Source organism: Delftia sp. WSY_12 (genome assembly GCF_043104645.1).
Classification (GTDB): Bacteria; Pseudomonadota; Gammaproteobacteria; order Burkholderiales; family Burkholderiaceae_C; genus Comamonas; species Comamonas tsuruhatensis.
The window spans coordinates 173,158-199,827 of sequence record NZ_JBICKW010000024.1 but is presented as its reverse complement, the minus strand read 5'-3'; the positions used below and the strand labels follow the sequence as shown (position 1 = coordinate 199,827).

Genomic DNA, 26,670 nt, shown 5'->3' with positions numbered 1-26,670 from the left:
ATGAACGTGATGAATGCCTCTTCCCCCGCGCCCACGGCGGTGCCTCGCACGGCGCCCAGCCTGGAAGCCGTGCGGCTGTGCAAGTCCTTCCTGTCGGGCATGGTCAGCGTGCAGGTGCTGCAGGGCCTGTCGGTATCGCTGTACGCGGGCGAACTGAGCCTGATCTCTGGCCCTTCGGGCTGCGGCAAGAGCACCCTTCTGTCGCTGATGTCGGGCCTGCAGGCGCCGGACAGCGGCTACGCCATGGCGCTGGGCGAGGACCTGGGCAAGCTGGGCACGCGGGCGCTGGAGAAGTTTCGCCTACGCCACACGGGCTTCGTCTTCCAGGGCTTCAACCTGTTCCCGGCGCTGACGGCCATCGAGCAGGTGCAGCTGCCCCTGGGCTACATGGGCCTGCGCAGCGACGAGGCCCTGCGCCGCGCGCAGCAGGCGCTGGACGAGGTCGGCCTGTCCCACCGCGCCCACATGCGCCCGGCCGAACTGTCGGGCGGCGAAAAGCAGCGCGTGGCCATTGCGCGCGCCATGGCCAAGGCGCCGCAGCTGCTGTTCGCCGACGAACCCACGAGCGCGCTGGATGCCGAAAGCGGCCAGCGCGTCATCGACATCCTGCACCGCGCGGCGCGCAACCATGGCACGACCGTGCTGTGCGTGAGCCATGACCCGCGCCTGGTGCGCCATGCCGACCGCGTGCTCGGCATGGAGGATGGCGCCATCCGCAGCGACTGGCGCCAGACCTCCCCGTTGAAGGAAAAACAATGAAGCACCCCCTGAGCGGCCTTGCCGCTTCCACTGCCGGACTGGCTGCGGCGCTGGCCGCCGCCGCGCTGCTGGCGGGCTGCGGTCCTTCGCACGATGCGCCCGCCAATGCGGGCCAGGCCAGCTCCAGGGCGCAGCAAAACGGCCCGGCGGCAGTGGCCGTGGCGCGCGGCAAGATCGAGGTGGAAGGCGGACTGCTGGACCTGTCGCCCGCCGTGGCCGGCGTGGTGCAGCAGCTGTCCGTCAAGGAAGGCCAGTCCGTGCAGCGCGGCCAGCTGCTGCTGAGGCTGGCCGACGAGACGGGCCAGGCCGACCTGGCCGTGGCCGAGTCCGAGGCCCAGCTGGCCAAGGCCCGCCAGAAGGCACGCGCCGCGCGCCTGCCCCAGCTCAAGCAGACCCTGGCGCGCTGGCAGGCAGCGGCCCGCGAGGGCGCAGCCGACGCGCAGAACGTGGACGAGGCCGCGCAGGCACTGCGCGATGCCCAGGCCGAGATCGACGTGGCCGCGGCCGAGGCCCAGGTGGCGCAGCGCAAGCTCGAACAATTGCGCGCCCAGCACAAGCGCCAGGAACTGCGCGCGCCCGAGGCCGGCACCGTGGTGCGCCTGGCCACCCACGCGGGCAGCCAAGCCGTGCCCGGCACGCCGGCCGTGGTGCTGCTGCCGCAGCGCCCGCTGCAGGTGCGCGCCGAAATCAACGAAAGCTTCGCCGCCGCCGTGCGCGAAGGCATGCGTGCCACGGTGACGCTGGATGCCGATGGCGCCGCACAGCAGCAGCTGCCTTCGGCACGCGTGCTGCGCATCAGCCCCGTCTATGGCACGGCGCGGCTGCAGGACGACCAGCAGCGCGGGCCGGTGCGTGTCATCGAATGTGTGCTGGTCTTCGAGCAAGCTCCCGCCGCCGCCGTGCGCGTGGGCCAAAACGTAAGGGTGCAGTTCCATGAATAAGCGCATTCCCCTGTATCTGGACACCGCCGCGCCCGGCTGGATGGTGCAAAGCGATTTCGACGGCACGATCAGCCTGCTGGACGTGACCGACACCCTGCTCAACCGCTTCGGCAAGCCCGGCTGGCAGGAGCTGGAAGACGCCTGGGAGCGCGGCGAGATCGGCTCGCGCGAATGCATGAAGGGCCAGGTCGCGCTGCTGGACATGGACGAGGCCGAGCTGCGCGCCCACCTGGACACCATCGAGATCGATCCCGGCTTCGCCGGCTTCGTGGCGGCCGCCCAGGCCCACGGCATGGTGGTGCAGGTGGTCAGCGACGGCATCGACTACGCCATACGCCATGTGCTGGAGCGCCATGGCCTGGGCCATCTGCAGGTCATCGCCAACCGTCTGGTGCCGACCGGCGAGCGCAGCTGGCGCCTGGACTCGCCCTGGGCCAGTGCGCAGTGCGCGCGCGCCAGCGGCAACTGCAAGTGCGAGCGCCTGGCCGAGCAGCAGGCCCAGCATGGCCGCGTGCTCTATGTGGGCGACAGCACCTCGGACTTCTGCGTCTCGGGCCGGGCCGACTTCGTGCTGGCCAAGTACAAGCTGATCGCCCACTGCGAAAGCCGGGGCATCGCCCATGCGCCCTTCGAGCATTTCGAGCAGGCCACGGCCTTGCTCGACAAGGTCGTCCTGGGCCTGGAGGCGCTGGCATGACATACCACCCCCTGAGTCGCTTCGCGCCTTCCCGTTGCACGGCGCCCCCCAAGGGGGACGACACCTTCGGTGCGGGGCGGCGCGGCCGGCCAAGGCCCTTCCTTGGTGTCTCTGGCTTCAGGGCACGCCATTTTCATGGTCAGAGGGCGACGCGCAGCGTCATGGAAAATTGACATGAATTTGAGTGATGGGCTCTCCCTGGTTCAGCGCAGCGAGCCTGCCACGGGGCTGGACAGCGTCTGCGTGACCGAGCATGAATTCGTCATGCCCGGCACGGGCGCTGCCGCGCGCACCGGCGTGCTGCTGGTGCACGGGCTCACGGGCACGCCGGCCGAGATGCGCCTGCTGGCCAAGGGGCTGAACAAGCAGGGCTTCACCGTCTATGCGGTCCAGCTGGCCGGCCATTGCGGCAGCATGGAAGATCTCGTGGACACGCGCTGGACCGACTGGCTGGCCAGCGTGGAAGGCGGCCTGCAGCGGCTGTCGCAGCATGTGGACCATGTGGTGGTCGGCGGCCTGTCCATGGGCGCCGTGCTCTCGCTGGCCGTGGCCCAGCGTCATCCCGACAAGGTGGACGGCGTCTGCGCCCTGTCCACCACCTTCCGCTACGACGGCTGGAGCATCCCCTTCTACACGCGCCTGGCCTTTTTGCTGCCGCTGTTCCGCGCGCTGGGCATTGGCCGCCGCAGCGTGTTCATGGAGCAGCCGCCCTACGGCATCAAGGACGAGGCCCTGCGCGCACGCGTGGTCGAGCAGATGCACTCGGGCGACAGCGCGGCGGCCGGCCTGCCGGGCAATCCCTGGTGGTCCATCATCGAGCTGCGCCGCCTCTCGGCCCACGTGCTGGCGCGCCTGCCCCAGCTGCGCTCGCCCTGCCTGGTCATCCATGCGCGCAACGACGACATCTCGTCGGTGGCCAACGCCCACGACATCGTGCACGGCGCCAGCCAGGCCCATGTCGAGCTGGTGCTGCTGGACAACAGCTACCACATGGTCACCATCGACCGCGACCGCCGCACCGTGATCGCGCGCACCACCGAGTTCGTGGCGCGCATCGCCAGCGGCGCCGCCCCCCGCGAAGGCCGGGCTGTGGAGGCTGCGCCGCATGGGCAGTGATCTCTCGCCGCTGGTCATCACGCTGTGGGTGCTGAACGTGCTGGTGGACAGCGGCGGCCAGCTGGCCTTCAAGGCCGCTGCCAGCCAGCCCGGTGACCTCGACGGCCTGGCACGCTGGCGCTTCATGGCCTCCAGGCCCTGGCTGTGGCTGGGCGTGGGCTGCTATGTGGCCGAGTTCGTGCTGTGGCTGGCCTTTCTCTCGCTGGTGCCGCTGTCCGAAGGTGTGCTGCTGGGCTCCATCAACATCGTGGCCATCATGATCGCGGGCCGGCTGCTGTTTGCCGAGAAGCTGGCACCCATGCGCGTGGCAGGCATCGTTCTGGTGTCCATAGGCGTCGCCATCGTGGGCCTGCATTGAAATGAAGCGCTTTTATTTCATCGGCTTTCTGGTGCTCATGGCCTTCGACACGCTGGCCCAGCTGAGCTTCAAGCAGGCCGGCAATGCGGCGCTGCCGCTGGAGTTCTCGGTGGACTGGCTGGCGCGCGTGTTCGGCCAGCCCTGGATCTATGGCGCCTTCGTGGGTTACATCGGCGCCTTTTTCTCGTGGATGACCTTGCTCAAGCGCGCGCCCATCGGCCCGGCCTTTGCGGCATCGCACCTGGAGATTCTTTCCGTGCTGGCGCTGTCGTACTGGCTGTTCGACGAGCGCATAGGCATGCCCCAGATCATCGGCTGCCTGTTCATCGTGGCCGGCATCGCCTGCCTGGCCGTCAGCGAGACGCAGGAGGCCGAGGGGCCCGGCGCAGACGATGACACGCCGGGCCATGCGGGCGGCAACCCGGGCGCGGGTTCGGCCAGCGCGGGTGCCGCGCATCTGGCGGCCTCGGCCGAGCACGGCACGCACCGTGGCTGAACGCATGCTGCCGCCCACGGCGGGCCTGCCACTGCGCGCGGCCGACCTGCTGCCCTGGGGCGACGCGGACCTGGCGACGGCGCTGGCGCAGTGGCTGGGCGTGCCCGCCGTGCAGCTTGAATGCTCTGGCACCTCGGCGCTGATGGTGGCGCTGCAGACCCTGCGCCGCCTGGCGCCGGGCCGCAGCGAAGTCATCGCACCCGCCTATACCTGCCCGCTGGTGGCCCTGGCCGTGGCGCACTGCGGCCTGCAGCTGCGCCTGTGCGATCTGCATGCCGACACGCTGGACATGGACCCCGCGCGCCTGCGCGCCCTGTGCAGCGGACGCACCCTGGCCGTGCTGCCCACGCATCTGTGCGGCCGCGTGGCCGACGTGGACACGGCCCTGGACTGCGCGCGCGCCGTGGGTGCCTGGGTGGTGGAGGACGCGGCCCAGGCCCTGGGCGCGCGCCTGCGCGGCGAGCCCGTGGGCTGGCAGGGCGATGTGGGCTTCTACAGCCTGGCCGTGGGCAAGGGCCTGACCACCTTCGAGGGCGGCGTGCTGCTGGCGCGCGACCCCGCGCTGCGCGAGGCACTGCGCGAGACACATGCAGCCAGCGTGCGCCAGGACCGGGGCTGGGAGTTGCGCCGCAGCCTGGAGCTGCTGGGCTATGCGGCGCTGTACCGCCCCGCCGGGCTGGACCTGGCCTATGGCCGCCCCCTGCGCGATGCGCTGTCGCGCAGCGACTGGGTGCAGGCCGCCGGCGATGATTTCGACGACGCCATTGCCCGCCATGAACTGGGCACCTGGCGCCGCCGCGTGGGCCGGCGCGCACTGGCGCGGCTGGCGGACTTCCAGCAGCAACTGCAGCGCCAGGCGCGCGAGCGCGGCGCCTGGCTGTCGGCCATCGATGGCATCGAGGTGGTGGGCGACACCGTGCCGGGCGCGCAAGGCGTCTGGCCCGTGCTGCTGCTGCGCCTGCGCGATGCCGCCACGCGCGATGCGCTGCTGCGCGCGCAATGGGGGCGGGGCTGGGGTTTGTCGCTGCCCTTCGTCCATGTGCTGCCCGACTATGGCCGCTACGACCATGTGCTGGGCCTGGCGCGCCAGGACGTGGTGGACCAGGGGCGTGACTGGGCACGGCGCCTGGTGGCGGTGGGCAACAGCCTGTGGTTCGACGACGCGCGCTTTGGCGATCTGGTCCAGGTGCTGGAAAGCGCCATGAAGCAGGCCGCCGCCTGACCTCGCAGCACCGGTCGCCGCAGCTCCGGTGGGGCCTCAGCCGGCCTGCTGCAGACGCTCCACCAGGCGCTCGTTGAACGCATGCTGGCCCAGTTGCCAGGTGGCCAGCGTCTGCGCGCCGATCTGCGTGTCCTGGCCGTCACCCGCGCTCATCCAGCGCTTCCACCAGGTCGCGTAGCGCCAGGAAGACACATCGCCCGTGATGTCGCTGCCCACGATCTGGCCGGACAGCGCGCCAATGATGTCCATGGCTTCGCTCTCCAGCATGCGGCCCTGGTCCCAGTTGGTGCGCACCACCTCGGGCGCGAACACGTCCTTGTCGATGCTCAGGTAGGTGGGCTGGGCCTGCTCGCGCAGCATGCGCGCCAGCGTGCGCGACAGCTCGGCCACGCTGGCAAAGCTGCGAAAGGCCGAGTCCACGCCCAGGCGGCGCGCCCAGCCCGTGTCCACGCCCGCGCTCCAGTAGCTCAGGCGGCCGGCGCGCAGCGGCGTGAGGTAGTTCTCCCAGGCGTGCGCGCGGCCGATGTCGCCGGAGGTGATGCCGGCCACGTGCACATGCGAGACGGCCGGATGCAGGGCCACGCGGCGCACCCAGGAGCCGCAGTGCACGCCCCAGGGAAAGCGCATGTTGTCGGGGTGGTTGTCCAGCACGACCACGCGCAGCGGCCGGCCTGAGGACAGGGCCCGCGCCGCGATGCAGCGCTCGATCAGCGGCCAGCTCAGATGGTGGAAGTCGCCGCTGCCCATGAGGGCCGTGCCATGCGCGGCGGGCAGTTGCGCATCGAGCGCCGCGCGGAACCGCGCGAAGCGCCGCAGGCCGCAGCCGAAGCGCACCTGCTCCTGCCAGTGCTGCAGCGGCAGGCGCAGCTCGCCGGGCAAGGACCCCACCGAGCCATCCACATCCAGCACGACCGGCTGGGCATTCAGTTCTGTTCGCTCCATTGGCGATCGCTTTCGAAGTGGCCGGCAAAGCGCCGGCCCAGTGCGCGCAGCAGCGGGTTGCGGATGAAGACCGCATGCTGCGTGAAGGTGAAGCTGGCGCCCAGCTGGGCCTTGACCTCGGGATCGGTCCAGCCGGCCACGTAGTGGCTCAGGCCGCGTTCGATGGCGTATTCGAGGTTGACCATCCAGCTCACGAAGTAGAGGTTGGCCTCGCGTGCGGCCGGGTAGGACAGGCCGATGTACTTGTCGATCAGCTTGCCGCCGTGCTCGAAGCACAGGTTCCAGCCCAGCAGCGCGCCGGGCGTGCCGTCGTCCTGCAGCGCGCGGTACTCGAAGACGAGGCCGCCGTTGCCTGCATCGCGCAGCACGGCCGCGAAGAAATCGCGCGTGAGCCTGTCGAAGTGGATCTCGCTTTGCGCATACACCGCATCGAACAGCGCGTAGTAGGCATCGACGCAGGCGTCATCGGCAAAGGCCGCGCCCGTGGGAATGCGCTGCACCTGCAGCTGCGCGCGGCTTTTGAGCTTGCGGCGCAGGTTCTGGCGGCGGCTCCTGGACAGGCGCGCAAGGTACTCGTCCAGGCTGGAAAAGTCGATGGGCACATGGGCCAGGGCCTGGCCTTCGACCAGGATGAAGCCCGCATCGGCCAGGGCCTGCGCCAGCGCCCGTGCATGGGCGTTGTCGGCGTCCGGCAGCAGCGGGGAATCCTGGGGCAGGTCCTTGACGATGGTCAGCATGCGCCGGCCTGCGCGCGCACGCAGCGCGGCAGCCTGCTGGGCGGCAGGGATGCCCATGGGCAGCACGGCGTACTCGCTGACCGTGGTGCCCACGAAATCGGTGGACAGGCGCAGCCGGCGCGACAGCCAGCCGCCACCGGGCAACGACAAAAGACGCGCCTTGAGCGCGTCGTCCGCCGTGGTCAGAAGATCGAAGGGCGCCGTGAAGGCCGGCGCCGGCCAGTCCTGCAGCAGTGCGAAGCCCTCGGGAGGATGGGCCGCGAACTGCGCGAGCAGGCCTGGGGGTTCGAGCTGGTTGTGCAGGCGCTCTGCGGGCATCGCGCCTTCAGGCCGCCTTGGCTTTCGTGAGCAACTGGTCCAGCAGGACCATGGCTTCGTCGATCTCGGGGCGCGAGATCATCAGCGAGGGCGCGAAGGTGATCACGTTCTTGTAGTAGCCGCCCACGTCCAGCACCAGGCCGCGTTTCTGGCCCTGGTATTCCAGGCCGCCTTCGAGGCCGATGTCCACCATCTTGTCCAGCAGCGCCTTGTTGGGCGTGAAGCCGTCTTCGGTGCAGATCTCGGCGCGCAGCGCCAGGCCCAGGCCGTCCACATCGCCGATTTCCTTGTGGCGCTTTTGCAGCTCCTTGAGGCCTTCGAGGAAGTAGGCGCCCGATTCGCGCACCTGGCGGCCGAAGTCCATCTCGTGGGTCATCTTCATGACTTCCAGGCCCAGGGCCGTGCCCAGCGGGTTGGAGGCGAAGGTGGAGTGGGTCGATCCCGGCGGGAAGATGGTGGGGTTGATCAGTTCCTCGCGCGCCCACAGGCCCGACAGGGCGTTGAGGCCGTTGGTCAGCGCCTTGGCGAAGACCAGCACGTCGGGCTTGACGCCGAAGTTCTCCACCGACCACAGCGTGCCGGTGCGCCAGAAACCCATCTGGATTTCATCGACCACCATCAGCACGCCGTGGTCGTCCAGCACCTTCTTGAGGCCCTTGAAGAAATTGGGCGGCGGCACGACGTAGCCGCCCGTGCCCTGGATGGGCTCCACGTAGAAGGCTGCGTACTCGCACTGGTTGGTCTTGGGGTCCCAGATGGCGTGGTATTCGTTCTCGAACTTGCGCGCGAATTCCCGGACGATGGAGTCCGCGTATTCCTCCGACGTCATGCCCTTGGGGCGGCGGAACGGGTAGGGGAAGGGGATGAACTGCGCGCGGTCGCCGAAGTGGCCGTAGCGGCGGCGGTAGCGGTAGCTGGAGGTGATGCTGGAGGCGCCCAGCGTGCGGCCGTGGTAGCCGCCCTCGAAGGCGAACATCAGGCTCTTGCCGCCGCTGGCATTGCGCACGACCTTGAGCGAGTCCTCGATGGCCTGGGCGCCGCCCACGTTGAAGTGCACGCGGCCGGCATGGCCCCACTTGCGCTCCGCATCCTGGGCGATGAACTTGGCCAGCTCGATCTTGGTGGGGTGCAGGTACTGGCTGGCGACCTGGGGCAGGGTCTGCAGCTGCTCGATCATCTTCTGCTCGAGGCGCTTGTTCTTGTAGCCGAAGTTCACGGCCGAATACCACATCTGCAGATCGAGGTAGGGCGTGCCGGCCTCGTCGTACATGTAGCTGCCTTCGCAGCCCGAAAAGATCTTGGGGGGATTGACGTAGTGGACGGTATCCCCGAACGAGCAGTACTTGGCTTCGTCGGCCAGGAGTTGGGCGTTATTGGTCACAGCAAAGGGCTCCAGATATTCAGCCGCCGCAGTGTGAGCGGGCAATCTTGCTGCGCTGTCGAGTCTTTGTGTGGGGTTTGTGGAGGAGGTCCGCGCGGGACCGTGATCTGTCCCTGTGACGTAAATGATACAAAACAAATGATAATCATTATCAATTGGTGGGAGAATCGCGGAAAGCCAGCAGGAAGAAATCACACCCGGGGGGAATCAATGGTCTCGCAAGAGCACTCCGCGAAGAGGTCGGCAGCTAGCCAGCAACCCTCGTTCCCCGATTCCTGCCATGGCTCCATCTTCACGCTCCTGCGCCCCTGTCTCCCTTTTCTGGAATCCCTGCGCTGCGCCGGCCTTGCGGCCCAGCCTGCTGGCCGTGGCCGTGCAGGCCGCCGTGATCGGCCTGGCCACGTCCGGCGCCTGGGCCCAGCCCCGGCCTCAGGCCCTGGACGATGAGGCCCGGCTGATGGCGCAGGCACCCACCAAGGCACTGGCCCAGGTCGACGTGGTCGACACGGCCGAGCCCGCGCAGCGAACCCCGGGCGCCTCCACCACCGTCAGCGGCCCGGCGCTGGAGCAGGCCGGCAGCATGGCCGACGTGGTGCGCTACCAGCCCCTGGTCTCCGCGCCGGGCACGGCCTCGGGCACCAGCCGCAACCGCAGCAGCTTCGACCGCTCGGGCACCACGGGCTACAACATCCGCGGCATCGAGGGCAACCGCATCGGCATGGATGTGGACGGCGTCGAGATGCCCGACGCCACCACGCGCCCCTATGTGAGCCGTGTCGGCGCCAACACCTTCGGCGTGGGCCGCGACTTCATCGATCCGGAAATGTTCTCGGGCGTGGACATCCACTCCGGCACCACCACGGCGCGGCGCGCGGCCGGTGGCATCGGCGGCTCGGTGGGCTTTCGCACCAAGTCCGCCGAGGACTACCTGGTGGGCGGCAAGACCTCCTACCTGGGCGGCAAGATCGGCCACGATACGGCCGACCGCTCCTGGAACGAGAGCTTCACGGCCGCTGGCCGCTCGGGCGACCTCGACGGCCTGATCGCCTACTCGCGCCGCGACGGCCACGAGACGCGCAACCACAGCGCCATCGTCAACAGCTATCCCGACGACTGGAACTCCAACGCGCTGCTGCTCAAGGGCGGCCTGCGCATCAACCCGGCCCACCGTCTGGTGCTGTCGGCCGACCTGTACCGCCGCAAGAACGACACCTCCTTCCACGGCTGGGACACCACCAACACCAGCATCACCGAAAGCTCGCGCCAGAACAGCGACACCAGTCGCAACACGCTGCAGCTGCAGCACCTGTGGACACCGGCCGGCGCCTGGGTGGACCAGCTGGACACGCGGCTGTACTTCCAGAACACGGACACCAACGACGTCACCGACACCACCACGCTGGCCACGGGCGCCAAGGTGCACAACGTCTCCGGCAATGAGACGCGCACCTGGGGTTTCTCGAGCACGGGCGACAAGCGCATCGACCGCCACCGCCTGAGCTTTGGCGTGAATGCATCGACCCAGGACACGGAGCGGCCGTGGAACGTTTTCGCTACCGGCACGCCCGTTATGAAGCCCCAGCCCGACACCACCACCCGCCGCTACGGCGCCTTCCTGCAGGACGAGATCAGCTTCCAGGCCGGCGGCCGCCGCCTGGCGCTGATTCCCGCGCTGCGCGTGGACCGCGTGGAGATCAAGACACGCGACCTGGACAACTTCGTCTCGGGCGTGCTCACGGCCGCCGATGTGGAAAAGATTTACGGTGGCACGCGCGGCAACACCATCCTCAGCCCCAGCCTGGCCCTGGTCTATGACCTCACGCCCACGTTCAGCGCCTATGCCCAGTTCAAGCGCAGCGGGCGCGCGCCCTCGGCCGGCGAGATCTTCGGCTCGTGGAACATGGCCAGCAACTACAACGCGGCAGGCCAGTACGCCCTGGTGGGCAACCCCAACCTGAAGGAGGAAAGCAGCAATGCCTTCGACTTCGGCCTCAAGGGGTCGCCCACGCCGGGCGTGACCTTCAACAGCTCGGTCTTCTATACCAGGTACTCCGACTTCATCGCCTACACGCGCTACCTGCGCGCGGGCCGTCCCGACCTGTTCGTCAACGTGCCCGCCCACATCGGCACCATCTACCAGGCCGAGAACCGCGACAGCGCAAAGATCTACGGCTTCGAGGCCAGCGCGCGCCTGGACCACGGCCAGTGGATGCCCGCCGCCAGGGGCCTGTACTCCACCTGGGCGCTGGGCATCAGCCGCGGCACCTCCAAGTCCTACTACGCAGGCGACAAGGATGTGCCGCTGGACAGCGTGCTGCCGCGCAAGGCCATCGTCGGCGTGGGCTATGACGCACCAGCCCGGCAATGGGGCCTGAACCTGACCGGCACCTTCGTCGCGGGCAAGCAGGCCGTGGCCACCAACCGCGACAGCTACCAGAACGCGGGCACCGGCCTGACCGACTCGACCACCGAGCTGTTCCGCGTGCCCGGCTATGCCATCTTCGACCTGGCCGGCTACTGGCAGGTCGCAAAGAACGTGCGCCTGAACGCCGGCATCTACAACCTGGGCGACAAGCGCTACTGGGACTATTCCAGCACCCGCAGCCTGCAGCCCGGCGTGGCGCGCGACCGCCGCGACATCGAGCTGCTGAGCAACCCGGGCCGCACCTTCGCCGTGTCCATGAACGTTGCGTTCTGAGCACCCTGCGCACCATGCCATTGCATCCACGCCACCTTCACTTGCCGCGTGGCGCGGATCCGAGGAGTTTCTCCAGGGGCCGGCCGGCCTTCCCTACAGCGGCGGTGTCGGCCGGAAAGCCTCCACCACCATCGCAGCCGCCGCTGTATCTGCCTACTTCAGGAGTCGTTTCATGATCGAGTTCTCTCTGTCCCACCGCATGCTGGCCGCTGCCGGCCTGGCGGCCCTGCTCACCGCCTGCGCATCGCCCACGGCACCGTCCGCCAGCGGCCCGGCCCAGCCTGCGGGCGGGCATGGCCAGTCTGCCTTCATGGGCAGCTACGACGCCAACCGTGATGGCGTGGTCACGCGCCAGGAGTACGACACCGTGCGCAAGCAGCGCTTCCTGGCCGGCGACACCAATGGCGACGGCTGGCTCAGCGAGAAGGAGTACGTGGACGAGTTCGAGGCCCGCCTCAAGCAGCAGTACGCGGGCCGCCAGCCCGACGAGCGCTATGCCCAGTCCATGAAGCAGGCCCATGTGCGCTTCGGCATCGTGGACAGGAACCGCGACGGCAAATACACCGTGGAAGAAGACATGGCCATCGCCGAACGCAGCTTCAAGGAAGCCGACGTCAATGCCGATGGCGTCGTGGACAAGAACGACGTCAAGAAGCCCTGAGCGGACATGGCCAAAACCCCATCCAAGCGATTGGCCTGGTGGCTGCCGCTGCTGTCGGCCGTGTGCATCTCCGCCCAGGCCCACACGCCCTACCTGCTGCCCACCAGCTTCGAGGCTTCGCCCCGGGCCGTCATCAGCGTGGACGCCAGCTTTGCCGACAAGTTCTTCATCCCCGAAGTGGCTTTTGGCGAAACGCGCTTCGCCGTGACGGCGCCCGACGGCTCGGTCACGCCCATGGCCGATGTGCGCCAGTTCAAGACCCGCACCGTGGCCGAGCACCAACTGCCCGACGAGAAGGGCACCTACCGCGTGAGCACCGGCCCGCGCCTGGGCGCCATCTTCCGTTCGTGGGAGCGCAACGGCAAGGTCGAGACCGCGCGTGATCCCGCCACGCCCACGCCGGCCGATGCCAGGCTGCTGAGCCACTACCAGTCGCTGTCGGTCTCCGAGACCTACATCACGGTGGGCAAGCCCAGCCGGGCCGCGCTCGCGCCCTCAGGCAAGGGCCTGGAGATCGTGCCCGTAACGCATCCGGCCGACCTGTTCGCGGGCGAGAAGTTCGACTTCACCGTGCAATACGATGGCAGGCCGCTGGCCGCGCAGAAGGTGGAAATCTTCCGCTCGGCCATGGACCTGGCCAGCCAGCACAGCGTGGACGCGCTGACCACCGATGGCCAGGGCCGCATCTCCTATGCCCTGCCCAAGTCCGGCATCTACCTGGCCCTGGTGCGCTACCGAGCCGACGCCCCCGCCGGCGCCGCCGCGCCGCAGTACGGCAACAACTACACGCTGACCTTCAGGGTGCTGGCGCAGTGATGACGAGAGCCCGCTGATGCGGGCTCTTCTTTTTGCTGGATGCAAGCATGGAGAAATTTATATCTGAACGGATATAATTCATGACGAACCAACGCAAACTGCTGTACTGGGAAGGCTCATCGAAGAAAGACTTCAAGGACTTCCCCATCGGCGTTCAGAAGGATATGGGCGTGGCGCTGTTCGTTGTCCAGTTGGGCGGCATGCCGAACTCGGCCAAGCCGTGGAAAGGGCTGGGACCAGGCGTATATGAGCTGGTCGAAGACCACAGGGGAGACGCTTTCCGTGCCGTCTACAGTGTCCGTATCGGCGACGCCGTCCATGTGCTCCATGCGTTTCAGAAAAAATCAAAATCCGGCATTGCCACGCCGCAGCCTGACGTGGATCTGATCGAGAAGCGTTTGAAGTCCGTACTGGCCCGCCATGGCGCGGGCGGGAGAACATGATGCATCGCCAGGATTCTTCGCAGGGAACAGCCAATGTGCTGGTCGATCTGGGCTTCGAGGACGCACAGGAACTGTCGGCCAAAACCGTGCTGGCCATGAAGCTCAACGAGCTGATGGACAAGCGCGGGCTCAGTCAGACCGAGGCTGCAGGCATTACGGGCATGACGCAGCCCAAGATTTCCCAGGTCCGGCGCTACAAGCTGCAGAACATCTCTCTGGAGCGCCTGATGCAGGCGCTGGTGTCGCTGGACCAGCAGGTCGAGATCGTCGTGCGGCCTGCGCGCCGTGCGCACGCGGCCGGCATCACGGTGGCGCCCTGAAGTTCACTCAACCCGTGGCCACCACCCGCAGCACCTCGGCGCCATAGGCGTCCAGCTTCTTGGCGCCCATGCCGCTGATGCCCTGCAGGTCGTCCAGCGAGGCCGGGTTGCGCTCGGCAATGGCGGCCAGCGTGGCGTCGTGGAAGATCACGTAGGCCGGCAGGTTGTGCTCGCGCGCGACTTCGGCGCGCCAGGCCTTGAGGTTGATGAAGCGCACCTGGGCATCAGGCCCCAGGCTGGCGGCGGCCGCGTTGGGCTGGGTGGCGCGCTTGGAGGTGCGCGTGCGCGGCGCTGCGACGGCCTCGCGCAGCTGTACCTGGACATTGCCGCGCAGCACTTCGCGCGAGCCTTCGGCCAGGCACAGGGTGTCGAAGCTGTGGCCGCTGTTCTCGCTGGTGATCTTGTGCAGGCCCAGGGCGCCGGTGGCCAGCAGCTGGCGCATCACGCCGCGCAGCTGGGGCTCGCTGTAGTCCTTGCCCAGGCCGAAGGTGGAGATCTTCTCGTGCCCGTACTGGCGCACCTTCTCGGTGTCCTTGCCGCGCAGCACGTCCATGATGTGGCCCGCGCCAAAGGTCAGCTGGCTGGCCTCGTGCACGCGGTAGATGGTGGACAGCAGCTTGCGCGCGGCGTCCGTTCCATCCCACAGGGCCGGGGGCTCCAGGCAGTTGTCGCAGTTGCCGCAGGCGGTCTTTGCCACGCGCTGCAGCGGCCGGCCTTCAATGTCCGTCTCTGCGTCTTCTCCCGGTGCGCCCAGGCCGTACTGCTCGCCGAAGTAGGCCAGCAGCCGCACGCGGCGGCAGTCCGTGGCCTCGGCCAGGCCCAGCAGGGCATCGAGCTTGCCGCGCATGACCTGCTTGAAGGTGTCCTCGGCCGGGCTTTCGTCGATCATGCGGCGCTGGTTGACCACGTCGGACAGGCCGTAGGCCATCCAGGCGTCGGCGGGCAGCCCGTCGCGGCCTGCGCGGCCGGTTTCCTGGTAGTAGCCCTCGATGTTCTTGGGCATGTCCACGTGCGCCACGAAGCGCACATCGGGCTTGTTGATGCCCATGCCGAAGGCGATGGTGGCGACGATGACGATGCCGTCCTCGCGCAGAAAGCGGTCCTGGTGCAGCTGGCGCGTCTCGAAGGGCAGGCCCGCGTGGTAGGGCAGGGCGGGCACGCCGGCCTGGCTCAGCGTCTGGGCCAGCTCCTCCACGCGCTTGCGCGACTGGCAATAGACCACGCCGGCCTCGCCCTCGTGCTCGCGCTCGATGAAGCGCAGCAGCTGGTTGCTGACGTCCTTCTTCTCGGCGATGCGGTAGCGGATGTTGGGGCGGTCGAAGCTGCTGACGAAGTGCCGTGCGCTCTCCAGCTGCAGCCGCTCGACGATGTCGGCGCGCGTCAGCGCATCGGCCGTGGCCGTGAGCGCAATGCGCGGCACGCCCGCATAGCGTTCGTGCAGCACGCTCAGCGCGCGGTACTCGGGCCGGAAGTCATGGCCCCACTGGCTCACGCAGTGCGCCTCGTCGATGGCGAACAGCGACAGCTTGCCCTGGGCATGCAGGTCGTCGAGCAGGCCCAGGAAGCGCGGCGTGTTCAGGCGCTCGGGCGCGGCATACAGCAATGTGATGTCGCCGCTTTGCAGGCGCCATTCGACTTCCTGCGTCTCGTCATAGGACAGCGTGGAGTTCAGGTAGGCGGCGCTGACACCGGCCTCGTGCAGCGCGCCCACCTGGTCGTGCATGAGCGCGATCAGCGGCGACACCACCACCGCCACGCCGTGGCCCTGCTGCTGGCGCACGATGGCCGGCACCTGGTAGCACAGGCTCTTGCCGCCGCCCGTGGGCATGAGCACCAGCGCATCGCCGCCGGCGACCACATGCGAGACGATGGCCTCCTGCGGACCGCGGAATTGTTCGTAGCCGAACACGGCTTGCAGGACGGAATGCGCGGCGGACAACGGAGGCTTCTTTCGGCAGGGGCGGCTGGCGCGGGAGGGGGCGGGATGCGGGCGCTTCCCGCAACAAATGCGCTGCGGCCCGAAGGCCGCAACAGCCGCCATTTTGCGCCCCCTCGCAAGGTCCAGGGAAGACCTGGGGTTTGAACCGCTCTGCATCAACGGCCTTTTCCGGGCGCGAGGGTGCCATTTTCAGATTTCTCCTAGCCACCCGCTGCTGCATTCAGCTGCCGGCCAGCACCCCGCGCGCAATGATGCTGCGCTGCACTTCGGACGAGCCCTCGTAGATGCGCAGGATGCGCGCATCGCGCACCAGGCGCTCCAGCGGCATTTCGCGCGTGTAGCCGTAGCCGCCGTGGATCTGCAGGGCTTCGTCGGTGACGAAGCCCACCATTTCGGATGCATGGAGCTTGGCCATGGCCGAGTGCTGGGTGAAGGGCTGGCCTGCCTGGCGCAAGGCCAGGGCCTGCATGGTCAGTGCCCACGATGCCTCCAGGCGCAGCTTCATGTCTGCCAGCTTCCACTGGATGCCCTGTTTCGTGGCCAGCGGCTCGCCGCCGACCAGGCGCTGATTGGCCCATTGCGCTGCGGCGGCCAGGGCGGCCTCGGCCACGCCCAGGGCGGTGGCCGCCACGTCCAGGCGGCTGTTGTCCAGGACCTTCATGGCCGTCTTGAAGCCTGTGCCCTCGGCGCCCAGCCGGTGGCTGGCAGGCACGCGCACGCCGTCCAGCGAGACCTCGAAGGCATGGCCGCCGCGGATGCCCATGAGTTTTTCGGGGGCCGAGACCTGGATGCCAGGCAGATCGCGCGGCACGATGAAGGCGCTGACGCCGCGCGCGCCGGCCTCCATGTCGGTCTTGGCGAAGACGACCATGAAGCGCGCCTCGGCGGCGTTGGAGATGAAGTGCTTGACGCCCGTGATCAGATAGTCGTCCCCATCGCGCACGGCGCGCGTGCGCATGTCGGCCGGGTGGGAGCCGCCGCGCGGCTCGGTCAGCGCAAAGGCCGCCAGCCATTGGCCGCTGGCGCAGCGCGGCAGCCACTGCTGGCGCTGGGCGTCGTCGCCGCCGATGAGCACGGCGTCCGTGCCCAGGTAGTGGGCGCCGATCATGGACGAGGTGGCCGCGCAGGCGCGCGAGATGGCCACCAGGGACAGCAGCATGGCCGTGGGCGTGACGCCGGGGCCGCCCAGGGCCTCGGGCAGGTTCATGCCCATCACGCCCAGGGCCGACAGGCCCGGCACATGGCAGGTGGCGGACAGCGCCTCTTCGTCCATGCGCTGCGCCAGCGGGGCGAGTGCGTCGTCGGCAAAGCGGGCCACGGCATCGGCAATGGCGTGGTCGTCGGCGGTGGTGCCCAGTCGTTGGAAGTTCATGTCGGTTGCTCAATGTGATGGGGAAGAGGGGACTGCGCCTGCGGTGCCCAGGGCACCGGATGCGCGCAGCGCGGCAATGGCTTCGGCTCCCCGGCCCAGCCACTGCGAGAGCAGGGCCTCGGTGTGCTCGCCCAGGGCCGGTGCGCGCTCGGCGCGGTTGGGTGCGGCGCCGCTGAAATGCACGGGCTGGGTGGGCAGGCGCAGGCCGGGCAGGCGCGGGTCCTGCACCGCGCCGAGCAGGCCGCGTGCCTGGCTCTGGGGCGACTCCAGCGCCTGGGCAATGTTCCAGATGGGGGCGGCGGGCACGCCGGCCGCATCCAGCGCGGCCACCACCTGCGCCACTTCATGCCTGCCGGCCCAGGCCTCGATGGCCTCGCGCAGCGCGGGTTCGTGGGCCGAGCGTGATTCATCGCTGGCAAAGCGCGGGTCGCCGGCCAGGCTGCCCAGTTCCATGGCCTGCAGGGCGGCGGCGAACAGCTTGTTGTTGAGCACGGCCAGCGCGAAGTGGCCGTCGCCTGCGCGGTACACGCCGAAGGGGGCCGACAGCGGATGGCGGTTGCCTACGCGGCGCGCGGGCCGGCCCGTGAACAGGTAGCGCGCCACCGAGGTGGCCAGAAAGCTCAGCGTGGTGTCGAACATGGCCACGTCCACCTGCTGGCCCTGCCCGGTGGCACGCGCCTGCAGCAGCGCGGCCAGCGTGGCCCAGGAGGCGAACAGGCCGGCCACCACGTCGCTGACGGCCTCGCCCACGACGGTGGGCGCGCCATCGGGCTCGCCCGTGGCCTCCATGAGGCCGCTCATGGCCTGCACGATGATGTCGTAGGCCGGCCGGTGGGCCAGCGGCCCGGTCTGGCCGAAGCCCGAGACGCTGACATAGACCAGGCGCGGATTGAGCGCCCGCAACTGGCTTGCCCCTATGCCCAGGCGCTCGGCCACGCCGGGCCGGAAGTTCTCCACCACCACGTCCGCCTGGGCCGCCATCTCGTGGACCAGGGCCACGGCCTCGGGGTGCTTGAGGTCCAGCACTAGGCTTTGCTTGTTGCGGTTCATCACCGTGAACAGCGCGCTTTCTCCGTTGTTCATGGGGCCGATGGCGCGGTAGTCGTCGCCCTGCGGCGGCTCGATCTTGACGACCTCGGCGCCCAGGTCGGCCAGCAGGGCCGTGGACAGCGGCCCGGCCAGCACGCGCGTGAAGTCGAGGATGCGCACGCCGTCCAGCGGGCGGGCGGTACTGGCAGGGGCGGGGGGCGAGGCGGATTCGGTCATTGATGCAGCCATGGACAGGTGGTGGATGGCTGCATGCTGGCCCGCAATTGAATCAATGGAAAATATTCAATCCTGATGCAATGCATTCAAAAAGATGATCCATATCAGCCTCCGGCAGCTTGAGTACTTCGTGGCCGCTGCACGCCATGGCAGTGCGGCGCGCGCGGCAGAAGCCATCGGCGTGTCCCAGCCGTCCATCTCCAAGGCGATTGCCGACCTGGAGGCGCAGTGGGGCGAGGCGCTGTTCGTGCGCCGCCATGCCAGGGGGCTGGATCTCACGGCGGCCGGCGCGGTGCGCAGCCGCGATGCCCAGGCGCTGCTGGACGGCGCACGCAGCCTGCAGGGGCCGCGCACGGCGGCGGTGGCGGGCGTGCTGCGCCTGGGCTTTCTGAGCACGCTGGGCGCGCGCTGGGTGCCGGCGCTGCTGGCGCAGATGCAGCGCCGCCATCCCGGCATTGCACTGGAGCTGGTGGAGGGCGATATCGCCTCGCTCACGCAGCAGGTGGAGCGCGGCGAGCTCGATGCGGCCCTGCAGTACAACACGGGCCTGGCGCGTCCCCGCATGGAGCTGCTGCCCGTGGCGGCGTTGCCGCCCTATGTGCTGCTGCCGCATCGCCATGCGCTGGCGGCCAGGACCAGCGTGAGCCTGGCCGAAGTGGCGGCCCACCCGCTGGTGCTGATCAACCTGCCGCACAGCCGCGAGTATTTCCTGTCGCTGTTCCGCGAGGCCGGCGTGACGCCGCTGGTGGCCCATGAGTTCGCCTCCATCGAGATGCTGCGCTCCATGGTGGCCAATGGCCACGGCCTGAGCGTGCTGACCACGCGACCGGTGGTGGACCGCGCCCACGATGGCCAGCGCCTGGCCTGCCGCCGCATCCGGGGCCGCGTGGCCCCCCAGCCCGTGGTGCTGGCCGTGCCGGCGGGCAATGCCTCGCCGCTGATTGCACCTTTTTTGAAGGTGGCGCGGGCTGTGATTGCACCGTAGCGGCGCGCCGTGCGGTGGCCTGCACCACGGTGGTGAATCGCGACCAGGGACTTTCCCCAGCTTGTATGGACAAGATGGGTTGGCACGGTGCTTGCTCTCGCTCTCTGTGTTGACCGCAGATGGATGCAGGTTTCCGCCCTTGCCAGGTTTGCCGGGTAATCCTGTATATACATGTTTGATCGGCAAAAACACACTTCGGGCTTCCGCACCGGTCTGCCCGCGGACCCCGAAACTGCCATTGCCAACTTGCTTTCCCGACCGAGGAGTGCCACATGAGTTCGATCCCCACGTTCCGCCGCCTGCCCCTGGGGCCGCTGGCCGCCGCCCTCTGCCTTGCCGCCGCACTGCAGCCCGCTGCCGCGCAGGAGACCAAGATCACCCTGGGCATGTCGGGCTGGACCGGCTTCGCGCCGCTGACCCTGGCCGACAAGGCCGGCATCTTCAAGAAGAACGGCCTGGCGGTGGACCTGAAGATGATTCCGCAGAAGGACCGCCACTTGGCCCTGGCCTCGGGCGCCATCCAGTGCGCGGCCACCACCATCGAGACGCATGTGGCCTGGAACACCAACGGCGTGCCCATCGTGCAGATCTTCCAGATGGACAAGTCCTATGGCGCCGACGGCATTGCCGTGCGCAATGACGTCAAGGGCTTTGCCGACCTCAAGGGCAAGACCGTGGCCGTGAGCGCGCCGGGCACGGCGCCGTACTTCGGCCTGGCCTGGATGCTGCACAAGAACGGCATGACCATGAAGGATGTGAAGACCGTCTCGCTGGAGCCCCAGCCTGCGGCCCAGGCCTTCGTGGCCGGCCAGAACGATGCGGCCATGAGCTACGAGCCCTACCTGTCCACCATCCGCGCCAACCCGGCGGCGGGCAAGATCCTGGCCACCACCATCGACTACCCCATGGTTATGGACACCGTGGGCTGCGATCCCAAGTGGCTCAAGGCCAACGCCGCCGCCGCCAAGGCCCTGGCCCAGTCGTATTTCGATGCGGTGGCCATGATCGAGGCCGACAAGACCAAGTCCTTCGAGATCATGGGCACGGCCGTCAAGCAAAGCGGCGAGCAGTTCGGCAAGTCGGCCTCCTACCTCAAGTGGTCCGACAAGGAAGCCAACCAGAAATTCTTCGCCAACGAGCTGGTGCCGTTCATGAAGGAATCGGCCGTGATCCTCAAGGAGGCCGGCATCATCCGCTCCATCCCCGAGAACTATGGCGTGATGTACGACGCCAGCTTCATCCAGTAAGCCCGCCAGGGGATGACCATGCAAGCCGCATCCACTTCCGCAGTCCAGCCGGCTAACAAGCCCATGACCCACGCCACACCGCACGCTCCCGCGCCCGCCGCGGCGCCAGCCCCCGTCCGCCGCCGCCGCATGGCGCCGCTGGAGCCCGTCAGCCCCACGGCCAAGTGGGTGCTGGGTGTGGCCTTCTTCGTGCTGTTTTTTCTCGTCTGGGCGGCTGTGACGCTGGGCGGCTTCGTCTCCCCGACCTTCCTGGCCAGCCCCATGACCATGGCGCGCGAGGGCGTGCTGCTGTTCACCGAGTACGGCTTCCTGCACGACATCGGCATGACGGTCTGGCGCGTGATGGGCGGCTTCATCCTGGCCTCGGTCGTGGCCGTGCCGCTGGGCATTGCCATGGGCGCCTGGAAGCCGGTCGAGGCCTTCTTCGAGCCCTTCGTGTCGTTCTGCCGCTACCTGCCGGCCTCGGCCTTCATCCCGCTGCTGATCCTGTGGGCCGGCGTGGGCGAGACGCAGAAGCTGCTGGTCATCTTCATCGGCTCGGTGTTCCAGATCACGCTGATGGTGGCCGTCACCGTGGGCGGCGCACGCAAGGACCTGGTGGAGGCCGCCTACACGCTGGGCGCCTCCAACACCGGCGTGGTGCGCCGCGTGCTGATTCCGGGCGCCGCGCCCGGCATTGCCGAGACGCTGCGCCTGGTGCTGGGCTGGGCCTGGACCTATGTGATCGTGGCCGAGCTGATCGGCTCGTCCTCGGGCATCGGCCACATGATCACCGACAGCCAGGCGCTGCTGAACACGGGCCAGATCATCTTCGGCATCATCGTGATCGGCCTCATCGGCCTGGTGTCCGATTTCATCTTCAAATCGCTGAACCGTCGCATGTTCGAGTGGAGCACCCTGTGATGAATCTGCTGTCCATTCAAGGTGTTTCGCGCACCTTCACCAGCCACAAGGGCACGAGCACGCAGGCCTTGCTGCCTGTGGATTTCGAGGTCCGCGAGAACGACTTCGTCACCATCCTCGGCCCCTCGGGCTGCGGCAAGTCCACCATGCTGCGCATTGCGGCGGGGCTGGATTTCCCGACCACGGGCCAGGTGCTGCTGGACGGCCGCGCCGTGGACGGGCCGGGCGCCGACCGGGGCATGGTATTCCAGAGCTACACGCTGTTCCCCTGGCTGACGGTGGCCCAGAACATCCGCTTCGGCCTGCGCGAGAAGGGCGTGAGCGAGGCGCTGCAAAAGGAGCGCAGCGACTACTTCATCGCCAAGGTGGGGCTGCGCGGCTTCGAGAACCACTTTCCCAAGCAGCTGTCGGGCGGCATGCAGCAGCGCACGGCCATTGCGCGCGCGCTGGCCAACGATCCCAAGATCCTGCTCATGGACGAGCCATTCGGCGCACTCGACAACCAGACCCGCGTGCTCATGCAGGAGCTGCTGCTGGGCATCTGGGAGGCCGAGCGCAAGACCGTGATGTTCGTCACCCACGACATCGACGAGGCCATCTTCATGGCCAACCGCGTGGCCGTGTTCAGCGCGCGGCCGGGCCGCATCAAGGCCGACATCCCCGTGAACCTGCCGCATCCGCGCCACTACACGGTCAAGACATCGCCCGAGTTCATGGAGCTGAAAGCCCGGCTGACCGAAGAGATTCGCGCAGAGTCGCTGGCTGCTGCTGCACACTGACGCTTTTCATGACCACTGCCCACACCATGTCTTCCCGCTCCACGGCTTCTCGTCTTTCCGCAACGACGGCGGAGGTGCCCATGGCCCTGTACCAGCAGGTCAAGGACCATGTGATGCGCAAGATCGCCGATGGCTCGCTGTCGGCCGGCGAGCGCGTGCCGTCCGAGCAGGAGCTGGTGCAGGAGTTCGGCGTGGCCCGCATGACGGCCAACCGCGCGCTGCGCGAGCTGGCCGAGCAGGGCGTGATCGTGCGGGTGGCCGGCGTGGGCTCCTTCGTGGCCGAGGAAAAGCCGCAGTCCACGCTGCTGCGCATCGCCAACATCGCCGAGGAAATCCGCCAGCGCGGCCATGACCACCGCTTCGAGCTGATCAGCGTGCGCCGCGAGTCGGCCTCGCCCGAGGCGGCGGCTTCGCTGCAGCTGTCCGCCGGCAGCTCGGTGTTCCACCTGCAGGGCGTGCATTTCGAGAACGACGTGCCCGTGCAGCTGGAAGACCGCCATGTGAACCCGCGCATGGCGCCGGACTTCATGGAGCAGGACTTCTCGCTGATCCAGCCTTCGGTGTACCTGGTGCGCAACGTGCCCTTCGACCAGATCGAGCATGTGGTGGACGCCATGCTGCCCACGCCCGAGCAGGCACGCTGGCTGCAGATGGAGACCGACCAGCCCTGCCTGACGCTGACGCGCCGCACCTGGTACCTGGGCACGCCCGTGACCTGGGTGCACTGCGTGCATCCGGGCATGCGCTACCGGCTGGGCAGCCGCTTTCGCACCGACGGCGGATCGCACGACGGCTGAGGCCGGAAAGGCGGGGTTCCCGCTCTTGCGCTGTTCCGCTTCGATTGATATTGTATAGACAGGCATAGACATCCATCCTGGCACATCCTTCCAGACACCGACAGGGCATCACCATGAACACCATCACGACTCCCGGCCTCACCTCCCGTCCCGGCACCGCGCTGACGCTGCAGCCCGGCCAGGTCAGCCTGGCCCAGCTGCGGGCCATACAGCAGGGCGGCGTGCGCCTGTCCATGGCGGCGCCCGCCTACGAGCGCATGCGCGCCGCCCAGGCCCATGTGCAGCACATCGTGGATGAGGACCAGGTCGTCTATGGCATCAACACCGGCTTCGGCAAGCTGGCCTCCACCAAGATCGCCCATGACCGCCTGGCCGAACTGCAGCGCAACCTGGTGCTGTCGCACAGCGTGGGCACGGGCGAGCCGCTGCCTGACGCCGTGGTGCGCCTGGTGCTGGCCACCAAGGCCGTGAGCCTGGCGCGCGGCCACTCGGGCGTGCGCCCCGAGCTGGTGGACGCGCTGCTGGCCCTGGCCAACGCCGACGTGCTGCCCGTGATCCCCGCCAAGGGCTCGGTGGGCGCCTCCGGCGACCTGGCGCCGCTGTCGCACCTGGCCTGCGTGCTGATCGGCGAAGGCCAGGCCAAGATCGATGGACAGGTGGTGTCCGGCACCGAGGCCATGCGCCATGTGGGCCTGGAGCCCTTCGTGCTCGGCCCCAAGGAAGGGCTGGCCCTGCTCAACGGCACCCAGGTGTCCACGGCCCTGGCCCTGGTGGGCCTGTTCCAGGGCGAGAGCGTGTTCGCCGCCGGCCTGGTGGCGGGCTGCCTGACGCTGGAGGCCATCAAGGGCTCGGTCAAGCCGTTTGACGCCCGCATCCACGAGGCCCGCGGCCAGCTTGGCCAGATCGCCGTGGCCGCCGCCGTGCGCGAACTGCTGGACGGCAGCGCCATCGACACCTCCCACCCCCACTGCGGCCGCGTGCAGGACCCGTACTCCATCCGCTGCGTGCCCCAGGTCATGGGCGCCTGCCTGGACAACCTCAGCCATGCGGCCCGCGTGCTGGTGATCGAGGCCAACGCCGCCTCGGACAACCCGCTGGTCTTCGACAACGGCGACGTGATCTCGGGCGGCAACTTCCATGCCGAGCCCGTGGCCTTCGCGGCCGACATCATCGCCCTGGCCCTGGCCGAGATCGGCGCCATCTCCGAGCGCCGCATGGCCCTGCTGCTGGACACCGGCCTGTCGGGCCTGCCGGCCTTCCTGATTGCCGACAGCGGCGTGAACTCGGGCTTCATGATCGCCCAGGTCACGGCCGCCGCCCTGGCTGCCGAGAACCAGTGCCTGGCCCATCCCAGCAGCGTCACCAGCCTGCCCACCTCGGCCAACCAGGAAGACCATGTCTCCATGGCCACCTACGGCGCGCGGCGCCTGGGCGAGATGGCGCGCAACACCGCCGTCATCGTGGGCGTGGAGGCCATGGCCGCCGCCCAGGGCATGGACTTCGACCGCAGCCTGAGCAGCTCCGAGCTGATCGAGGCGCAGTACGCGCTGATCCGCAGCCAGGTTCCCCATCTCGACCGTGACCGCTACCTGGCACCCGACATCGAAACCATGCGCCAGTGGGCGCTTGCCACGGACTGGCCCCAGGCCATCGTCCGCCACCTGCCCAGCCACCAGGCTGCCTGAACCCCGCAACCGCTCACCCCCCGCACCCAGGAGATCGCCATGAACGCCAACGACGCCATCCTCAACGCCAACGCTGCCACGGCTGCCACCAATCCCCGCTATGACGCCAGCCGCGTCATCCGCGCCCCGCGCGGCAGCGAACTGCACTGCAAGAACTGGCTGGCCGAGGCCGCCTACCGCATGCTGCAGAACAACCTGGACCCCGACGTGGCCGAGAACCCCAAGGCCCTGGTGGTCTACGGCGGCATCGGCCGCGCGGCGCGCAACTGGGAGTGCTATGACCAGATCCTGGAGTCGCTGAAAAAGCTGGAGGCCGACGAGTCGCTGCTGATCCAGTCGGGCAAGCCCGTGGGCGTGTTCAAGACGCACGAGAACGCACCGCGCGTGCTGCTGGCCAACTCCAACCTCGTGCCCCAGTGGGCCAACTGGGAGCACTTCAACGAGCTGGACCAGAAGGGCCTGTTCATGTACGGCCAGATGACGGCCGGCAGCTGGATCTACATCGGCGCCCAGGGCATCGTGCAGGGCACGTTCGAGACCTTCGTCGAGGCCGGCCGCCAGCACTACAACAACGACCTCACGGGCAAGTGGATCCTCACGGCGGGCCTGGGCGGCATGGGCGGTGCCCAGCCCCTGGCCGGCGTGCTGGCCGGCGCCTGCGTGCTGGCCATCGAATGCCAGCAAAGCAGCATCGACTTCCGCCTGCGCACGCGCTACCTGGACAAGCAGGCGCGCGACATCGACCACGCGCTGGAGCTCATCGCCCAGCACACGGCTGCGGGCGAGGCCATCTCCATCGGCCTGCTGGGCAATGCCGCCGAAATCCTGCCCGAGCTGGTGCGCCGCGCAAAGGCCGGCGGCGCCCGCCCCGACATCGTGACCGACCAGACCTCCGCCCATGACCTGATCAACGGCTACCTGCCCGTGGGCTGGACCGTGGACGAGTGGCGTGCCGCCGCGGCAGACCCGTCGCGCCATGCCCAGCTCAAGGCCGCCGCCGCCCAGGGCTGCGCCCAGCACGTGCAGGCCATGCTGGACTTCCAGGCCATGGGCATTCCCACGGTGGACTACGGCAACAACATCCGCCAGGTGGCCCTGGACCAGGGCGTGAAGAACGCCTTCGACTTCCCCGGCTTCGTGCCCGCCTACATCCGGCCGCTGTTTTGCGAGGGCAAGGGCCCGTTCCGCTGGGTGGCCCTGTCCGGCGACCCCGAGGACATCTACAAGACCGACGCCAAGATCAAGGAACTGTTCCCCGACAACAAGCACACCCACCGCTGGCTGGACATGGCGCGCGAGCGCATCAGCTTCCAGGGCCTGCCCGCGCGCATCTGCTGGCTGGGACTGGGCGAGCGCCACAAGGCGGCCCTGGCCTTCAACGAGATGGTGAAGAACGGCGAACTCAAGGCCCCCATCGTGATCGGCCGCGACCACCTGGACTGCGGCTCCGTGGCCAGCCCCAACCGCGAGACCGAATCCATGAAGGACGGCACGGACGCCGTCAGCGACTGGCCGCTGCTCAACGCCCTGCTCAACACCGCAGGCGGCGCCACCTGGGTCAGCCTGCACCACGGCGGCGGCGTGGGCATGGGCTACTCCCAGCATGCGGGCGTGGTCATCGTGGCCGATGGCACGGACGAGGCCGCCGCCCGCCTGGGCCGCGTGCTCTGGAACGATCCGGCCACCGGCGTCATGCGCCATGCGGATGCGGGCTACGACATTGCCGTGGCTGCGGCCAAGCGCCATCAGCTGAACCTGCCCATGGTCAAGTGAGCCGCTTGCAGGACACCAC

Annotated in this window: 25 protein-coding genes; 19 read left to right on the top strand and 6 right to left on the bottom strand. The window is 68.5% G+C overall.

Translation table 11 applies throughout. The features are described 5' to 3' along the window. The 7 genes from ACF8LI_RS15830 to ACF8LI_RS15800 all read left to right on the top strand — a co-directional run bounded on the left by ACF8LI_RS15830 (nucleotide 1) and on the right by ACF8LI_RS15800 (nucleotide 5,589). Nucleotides 1-759 carry an ABC transporter ATP-binding protein gene (locus tag ACF8LI_RS15830; RefSeq protein WP_016447362.1) on the top strand — a complete coding sequence of 253 codons (759 nt, stop codon included), beginning with the start codon at nucleotides 1-3 and terminating at the stop codon, nucleotides 757-759. Next, entirely contained in the window at nucleotides 756-1,700 is a 945-nt protein-coding gene (locus ACF8LI_RS15825) for an HlyD family secretion protein (RefSeq protein WP_392413295.1), read from the top strand. Before ACF8LI_RS15830 ends, ACF8LI_RS15825 begins: the two co-directional genes overlap by 4 nt. After that, nucleotides 1,693-2,397: an MtnX-like HAD-IB family phosphatase gene (locus ACF8LI_RS15820; protein WP_016452236.1), complete on the top strand. Its 705-nt coding sequence runs from the start codon at nucleotides 1,693-1,695 to the stop codon at nucleotides 2,395-2,397. The genes ACF8LI_RS15825 and ACF8LI_RS15820 overlap by 8 nt, the downstream gene beginning before the upstream one ends. A gap of 174 nt (nucleotides 2,398-2,571) precedes the next feature. Continuing rightward, nucleotides 2,572-3,513 (top strand): carboxylesterase, encoded by a 942-nt coding sequence (locus ACF8LI_RS15815; RefSeq protein WP_016447365.1) that lies wholly within the window; start codon nucleotides 2,572-2,574, stop codon nucleotides 3,511-3,513. Further along, the gene (locus tag ACF8LI_RS15810) at nucleotides 3,503-3,871 is read left to right on the top strand and encodes an EamA family transporter (protein ID WP_012202070.1); all 369 of its coding nucleotides are present in this window, start codon (nucleotides 3,503-3,505) and stop codon (nucleotides 3,869-3,871) included. Before ACF8LI_RS15815 ends, ACF8LI_RS15810 begins: the two co-directional genes overlap by 11 nt. A gap of 1 nt (nucleotide 3,872) precedes the next feature. Continuing rightward, nucleotides 3,873-4,367 (top strand): multidrug efflux SMR transporter, encoded by a 495-nt coding sequence (locus ACF8LI_RS15805; protein WP_016452234.1) that lies wholly within the window; start codon nucleotides 3,873-3,875, stop codon nucleotides 4,365-4,367. Further along, entirely contained in the window at nucleotides 4,360-5,589 is a 1,230-nt protein-coding gene (locus ACF8LI_RS15800) for a DegT/DnrJ/EryC1/StrS family aminotransferase (protein WP_392413293.1), read from the top strand. The genes ACF8LI_RS15805 and ACF8LI_RS15800 overlap by 8 nt, the downstream gene beginning before the upstream one ends. A gap of 36 nt (nucleotides 5,590-5,625) precedes the next feature. Here ACF8LI_RS15800 and ACF8LI_RS15795 read toward each other — a convergent pair whose 3' ends face one another. The 3 genes from ACF8LI_RS15795 to ACF8LI_RS15785 are packed head-to-tail and all read right to left on the bottom strand — an operon-like array spanning nucleotide 5,626 to nucleotide 8,967. Next, on the bottom strand, nucleotides 5,626-6,531 hold the full coding sequence (locus ACF8LI_RS15795; RefSeq protein ID WP_016447368.1) for an arginase family protein: 906 nt from the start codon (nucleotides 6,529-6,531) through the stop codon (nucleotides 5,626-5,628). Further along, nucleotides 6,513-7,586 carry a GNAT family N-acetyltransferase gene (locus ACF8LI_RS15790; protein WP_133074028.1) on the bottom strand — a complete coding sequence of 358 codons (1,074 nt, stop codon included), beginning with the start codon at nucleotides 7,584-7,586 and terminating at the stop codon, nucleotides 6,513-6,515. The genes ACF8LI_RS15795 and ACF8LI_RS15790 overlap by 19 nt, the downstream gene beginning before the upstream one ends. A gap of 7 nt (nucleotides 7,587-7,593) precedes the next feature. Next, nucleotides 7,594-8,967, bottom strand: coding sequence for an aspartate aminotransferase family protein (locus ACF8LI_RS15785; protein WP_016447370.1), 1,374 nt, complete (start codon nucleotides 8,965-8,967; stop codon nucleotides 7,594-7,596). A gap of 280 nt (nucleotides 8,968-9,247) precedes the next feature. Here ACF8LI_RS15785 and ACF8LI_RS15780 point away from each other — a divergent pair, with 280 nt between their 5' ends. The 5 genes from ACF8LI_RS15780 (at nucleotide 9,248) to ACF8LI_RS15760 (ending at nucleotide 13,905) form a co-directional block, all read left to right on the top strand. Further along, on the top strand, nucleotides 9,248-11,665 hold the full coding sequence (locus ACF8LI_RS15780; RefSeq protein WP_252653093.1) for a TonB-dependent hemoglobin/transferrin/lactoferrin family receptor: 2,418 nt from the start codon (nucleotides 9,248-9,250) through the stop codon (nucleotides 11,663-11,665). Nucleotides 11,666-11,837: 172 nt separating this feature from the next. After that, the gene (locus tag ACF8LI_RS15775) at nucleotides 11,838-12,326 is read left to right on the top strand and encodes a hypothetical protein (RefSeq protein ID WP_012202078.1); all 489 of its coding nucleotides are present in this window, start codon (nucleotides 11,838-11,840) and stop codon (nucleotides 12,324-12,326) included. Nucleotides 12,327-12,332: 6 nt separating this feature from the next. Next, nucleotides 12,333-13,142 (top strand): DUF4198 domain-containing protein, encoded by an 810-nt coding sequence (locus ACF8LI_RS15770; RefSeq protein ID WP_343740362.1) that lies wholly within the window; start codon nucleotides 12,333-12,335, stop codon nucleotides 13,140-13,142. An 80-nt stretch (nucleotides 13,143-13,222) separates the two neighbouring features. Further along, the gene (locus ACF8LI_RS15765) at nucleotides 13,223-13,585 is read left to right on the top strand and encodes a type II toxin-antitoxin system RelE/ParE family toxin (RefSeq protein ID WP_016452228.1); all 363 of its coding nucleotides are present in this window, start codon (nucleotides 13,223-13,225) and stop codon (nucleotides 13,583-13,585) included. Next, nucleotides 13,585-13,905 (top strand): helix-turn-helix domain-containing protein, encoded by a 321-nt coding sequence (locus tag ACF8LI_RS15760; protein ID WP_016452227.1) that lies wholly within the window; start codon nucleotides 13,585-13,587, stop codon nucleotides 13,903-13,905. The genes ACF8LI_RS15765 and ACF8LI_RS15760 overlap by 1 nt, the downstream gene beginning before the upstream one ends. Nucleotides 13,906-13,912: 7 nt before the next feature. Here ACF8LI_RS15760 and ACF8LI_RS15755 read toward each other — a convergent pair whose 3' ends face one another. From ACF8LI_RS15755 to ACF8LI_RS15745, 3 genes are all read right to left on the bottom strand, one after another. After that, nucleotides 13,913-15,844, bottom strand: a complete 1,932-nt coding sequence (locus tag ACF8LI_RS15755) for a RecQ family ATP-dependent DNA helicase (protein WP_017405658.1) — start codon at nucleotides 15,842-15,844, stop codon at nucleotides 13,913-13,915. Between the two features lie 220 nt (nucleotides 15,845-16,064). Then, the gene (locus tag ACF8LI_RS15750) at nucleotides 16,065-17,216 is read right to left on the bottom strand and encodes an acyl-CoA dehydrogenase family protein (RefSeq protein WP_392413289.1); all 1,152 of its coding nucleotides are present in this window, start codon (nucleotides 17,214-17,216) and stop codon (nucleotides 16,065-16,067) included. Nucleotides 17,217-17,225: 9 nt separating this feature from the next. Continuing rightward, on the bottom strand, nucleotides 17,226-18,482 hold the full coding sequence (locus ACF8LI_RS15745; RefSeq protein WP_392413287.1) for a CaiB/BaiF CoA transferase family protein: 1,257 nt from the start codon (nucleotides 18,480-18,482) through the stop codon (nucleotides 17,226-17,228). 94 nt (nucleotides 18,483-18,576) lie between these two features. Between ACF8LI_RS15745 and ACF8LI_RS15740 the strand changes: the two genes are divergently transcribed. The 7 genes from ACF8LI_RS15740 to hutU all read left to right on the top strand — a co-directional run bounded on the left by ACF8LI_RS15740 (nucleotide 18,577) and on the right by hutU (nucleotide 26,651). Continuing rightward, nucleotides 18,577-19,467, top strand: coding sequence for a LysR substrate-binding domain-containing protein (locus ACF8LI_RS15740; RefSeq protein WP_046240486.1), 891 nt, complete (start codon nucleotides 18,577-18,579; stop codon nucleotides 19,465-19,467). A 272-nt stretch (nucleotides 19,468-19,739) separates the two neighbouring features. Next, the gene (locus ACF8LI_RS15735) at nucleotides 19,740-20,714 is read left to right on the top strand and encodes an ABC transporter substrate-binding protein (RefSeq protein WP_013800043.1); all 975 of its coding nucleotides are present in this window, start codon (nucleotides 19,740-19,742) and stop codon (nucleotides 20,712-20,714) included. Between the two features lie 18 nt (nucleotides 20,715-20,732). Continuing rightward, nucleotides 20,733-21,617, top strand: a complete 885-nt coding sequence (locus tag ACF8LI_RS15730) for an ABC transporter permease (RefSeq protein WP_016447378.1) — start codon at nucleotides 20,733-20,735, stop codon at nucleotides 21,615-21,617. Beyond that, nucleotides 21,617-22,396: an ABC transporter ATP-binding protein gene (locus tag ACF8LI_RS15725; RefSeq protein ID WP_012202086.1), complete on the top strand. Its 780-nt coding sequence runs from the start codon at nucleotides 21,617-21,619 to the stop codon at nucleotides 22,394-22,396. The genes ACF8LI_RS15730 and ACF8LI_RS15725 overlap by 1 nt, the downstream gene beginning before the upstream one ends. Nucleotides 22,397-22,422: 26 nt before the next feature. Further along, nucleotides 22,423-23,193: a histidine utilization repressor gene (gene hutC / locus ACF8LI_RS15720; protein ID WP_026062963.1), complete on the top strand. Its 771-nt coding sequence runs from the start codon at nucleotides 22,423-22,425 to the stop codon at nucleotides 23,191-23,193. Between the two features lie 113 nt (nucleotides 23,194-23,306). After that, nucleotides 23,307-24,878 (top strand): histidine ammonia-lyase, encoded by a 1,572-nt coding sequence (gene hutH / locus ACF8LI_RS15715; RefSeq protein ID WP_133072620.1) that lies wholly within the window; start codon nucleotides 23,307-23,309, stop codon nucleotides 24,876-24,878. A 39-nt stretch (nucleotides 24,879-24,917) separates the two neighbouring features. Further along, on the top strand, nucleotides 24,918-26,651 hold the full coding sequence (hutU, locus tag ACF8LI_RS15710; RefSeq protein ID WP_016447381.1) for a urocanate hydratase: 1,734 nt from the start codon (nucleotides 24,918-24,920) through the stop codon (nucleotides 26,649-26,651). Nucleotides 26,652-26,670 lie beyond the last annotated feature (19 nt).

What these genes read in the sequence shown, in the direction of transcription:
- ACF8LI_RS15830 (WP_016447362.1), top strand. Translation starts at nt 1, where the DNA reads ATGAACGTGATGAATGCCTCTTCCCCCGCGCCCACGGCGGTGCCTCGC.
- ACF8LI_RS15825 (WP_392413295.1), top strand. Translation starts at nt 756, where the DNA reads ATGAAGCACCCCCTGAGCGGCCTTGCCGCTTCCACTGCCGGACTGGCT.
- ACF8LI_RS15820 (WP_016452236.1), top strand. Translation starts at nt 1,693, where the DNA reads ATGAATAAGCGCATTCCCCTGTATCTGGACACCGCCGCGCCCGGCTGG.
- ACF8LI_RS15815 (WP_016447365.1), top strand. Translation starts at nt 2,572, where the DNA reads ATGAATTTGAGTGATGGGCTCTCCCTGGTTCAGCGCAGCGAGCCTGCC.
- ACF8LI_RS15810 (WP_012202070.1), top strand. Translation starts at nt 3,503, where the DNA reads ATGGGCAGTGATCTCTCGCCGCTGGTCATCACGCTGTGGGTGCTGAAC.
- ACF8LI_RS15805 (WP_016452234.1), top strand. Translation starts at nt 3,873, where the DNA reads ATGAAGCGCTTTTATTTCATCGGCTTTCTGGTGCTCATGGCCTTCGAC.
- ACF8LI_RS15795 (WP_016447368.1), bottom strand. Translation starts at nt 6,531, where the DNA reads ATGGAGCGAACAGAACTGAATGCCCAGCCGGTCGTGCTGGATGTGGAT.
- ACF8LI_RS15790 (WP_133074028.1), bottom strand. Translation starts at nt 7,586, where the DNA reads ATGCCCGCAGAGCGCCTGCACAACCAGCTCGAACCCCCAGGCCTGCTC.
- ACF8LI_RS15780 (WP_252653093.1), top strand. Translation starts at nt 9,248, where the DNA reads ATGGCTCCATCTTCACGCTCCTGCGCCCCTGTCTCCCTTTTCTGGAAT.
- ACF8LI_RS15775 (WP_012202078.1), top strand. Translation starts at nt 11,838, where the DNA reads ATGATCGAGTTCTCTCTGTCCCACCGCATGCTGGCCGCTGCCGGCCTG.
- ACF8LI_RS15770 (WP_343740362.1), top strand. Translation starts at nt 12,333, where the DNA reads ATGGCCAAAACCCCATCCAAGCGATTGGCCTGGTGGCTGCCGCTGCTG.
- ACF8LI_RS15765 (WP_016452228.1), top strand. Translation starts at nt 13,223, where the DNA reads ATGACGAACCAACGCAAACTGCTGTACTGGGAAGGCTCATCGAAGAAA.
- ACF8LI_RS15760 (WP_016452227.1), top strand. Translation starts at nt 13,585, where the DNA reads ATGCATCGCCAGGATTCTTCGCAGGGAACAGCCAATGTGCTGGTCGAT.
- ACF8LI_RS15750 (WP_392413289.1), bottom strand. Translation starts at nt 17,216, where the DNA reads ATGAACTTCCAACGACTGGGCACCACCGCCGACGACCACGCCATTGCC.
- ACF8LI_RS15745 (WP_392413287.1), bottom strand. Translation starts at nt 18,482, where the DNA reads ATGACCGAATCCGCCTCGCCCCCCGCCCCTGCCAGTACCGCCCGCCCG.
- ACF8LI_RS15740 (WP_046240486.1), top strand. Translation starts at nt 18,577, where the DNA reads ATGATCCATATCAGCCTCCGGCAGCTTGAGTACTTCGTGGCCGCTGCA.
- ACF8LI_RS15735 (WP_013800043.1), top strand. Translation starts at nt 19,740, where the DNA reads ATGAGTTCGATCCCCACGTTCCGCCGCCTGCCCCTGGGGCCGCTGGCC.
- ACF8LI_RS15730 (WP_016447378.1), top strand. Translation starts at nt 20,733, where the DNA reads ATGCAAGCCGCATCCACTTCCGCAGTCCAGCCGGCTAACAAGCCCATG.
- ACF8LI_RS15725 (WP_012202086.1), top strand. Translation starts at nt 21,617, where the DNA reads ATGAATCTGCTGTCCATTCAAGGTGTTTCGCGCACCTTCACCAGCCAC.
- hutC (WP_026062963.1), top strand. Translation starts at nt 22,423, where the DNA reads ATGTCTTCCCGCTCCACGGCTTCTCGTCTTTCCGCAACGACGGCGGAG.
- hutH (WP_133072620.1), top strand. Translation starts at nt 23,307, where the DNA reads ATGAACACCATCACGACTCCCGGCCTCACCTCCCGTCCCGGCACCGCG.
- hutU (WP_016447381.1), top strand. Translation starts at nt 24,918, where the DNA reads ATGAACGCCAACGACGCCATCCTCAACGCCAACGCTGCCACGGCTGCC.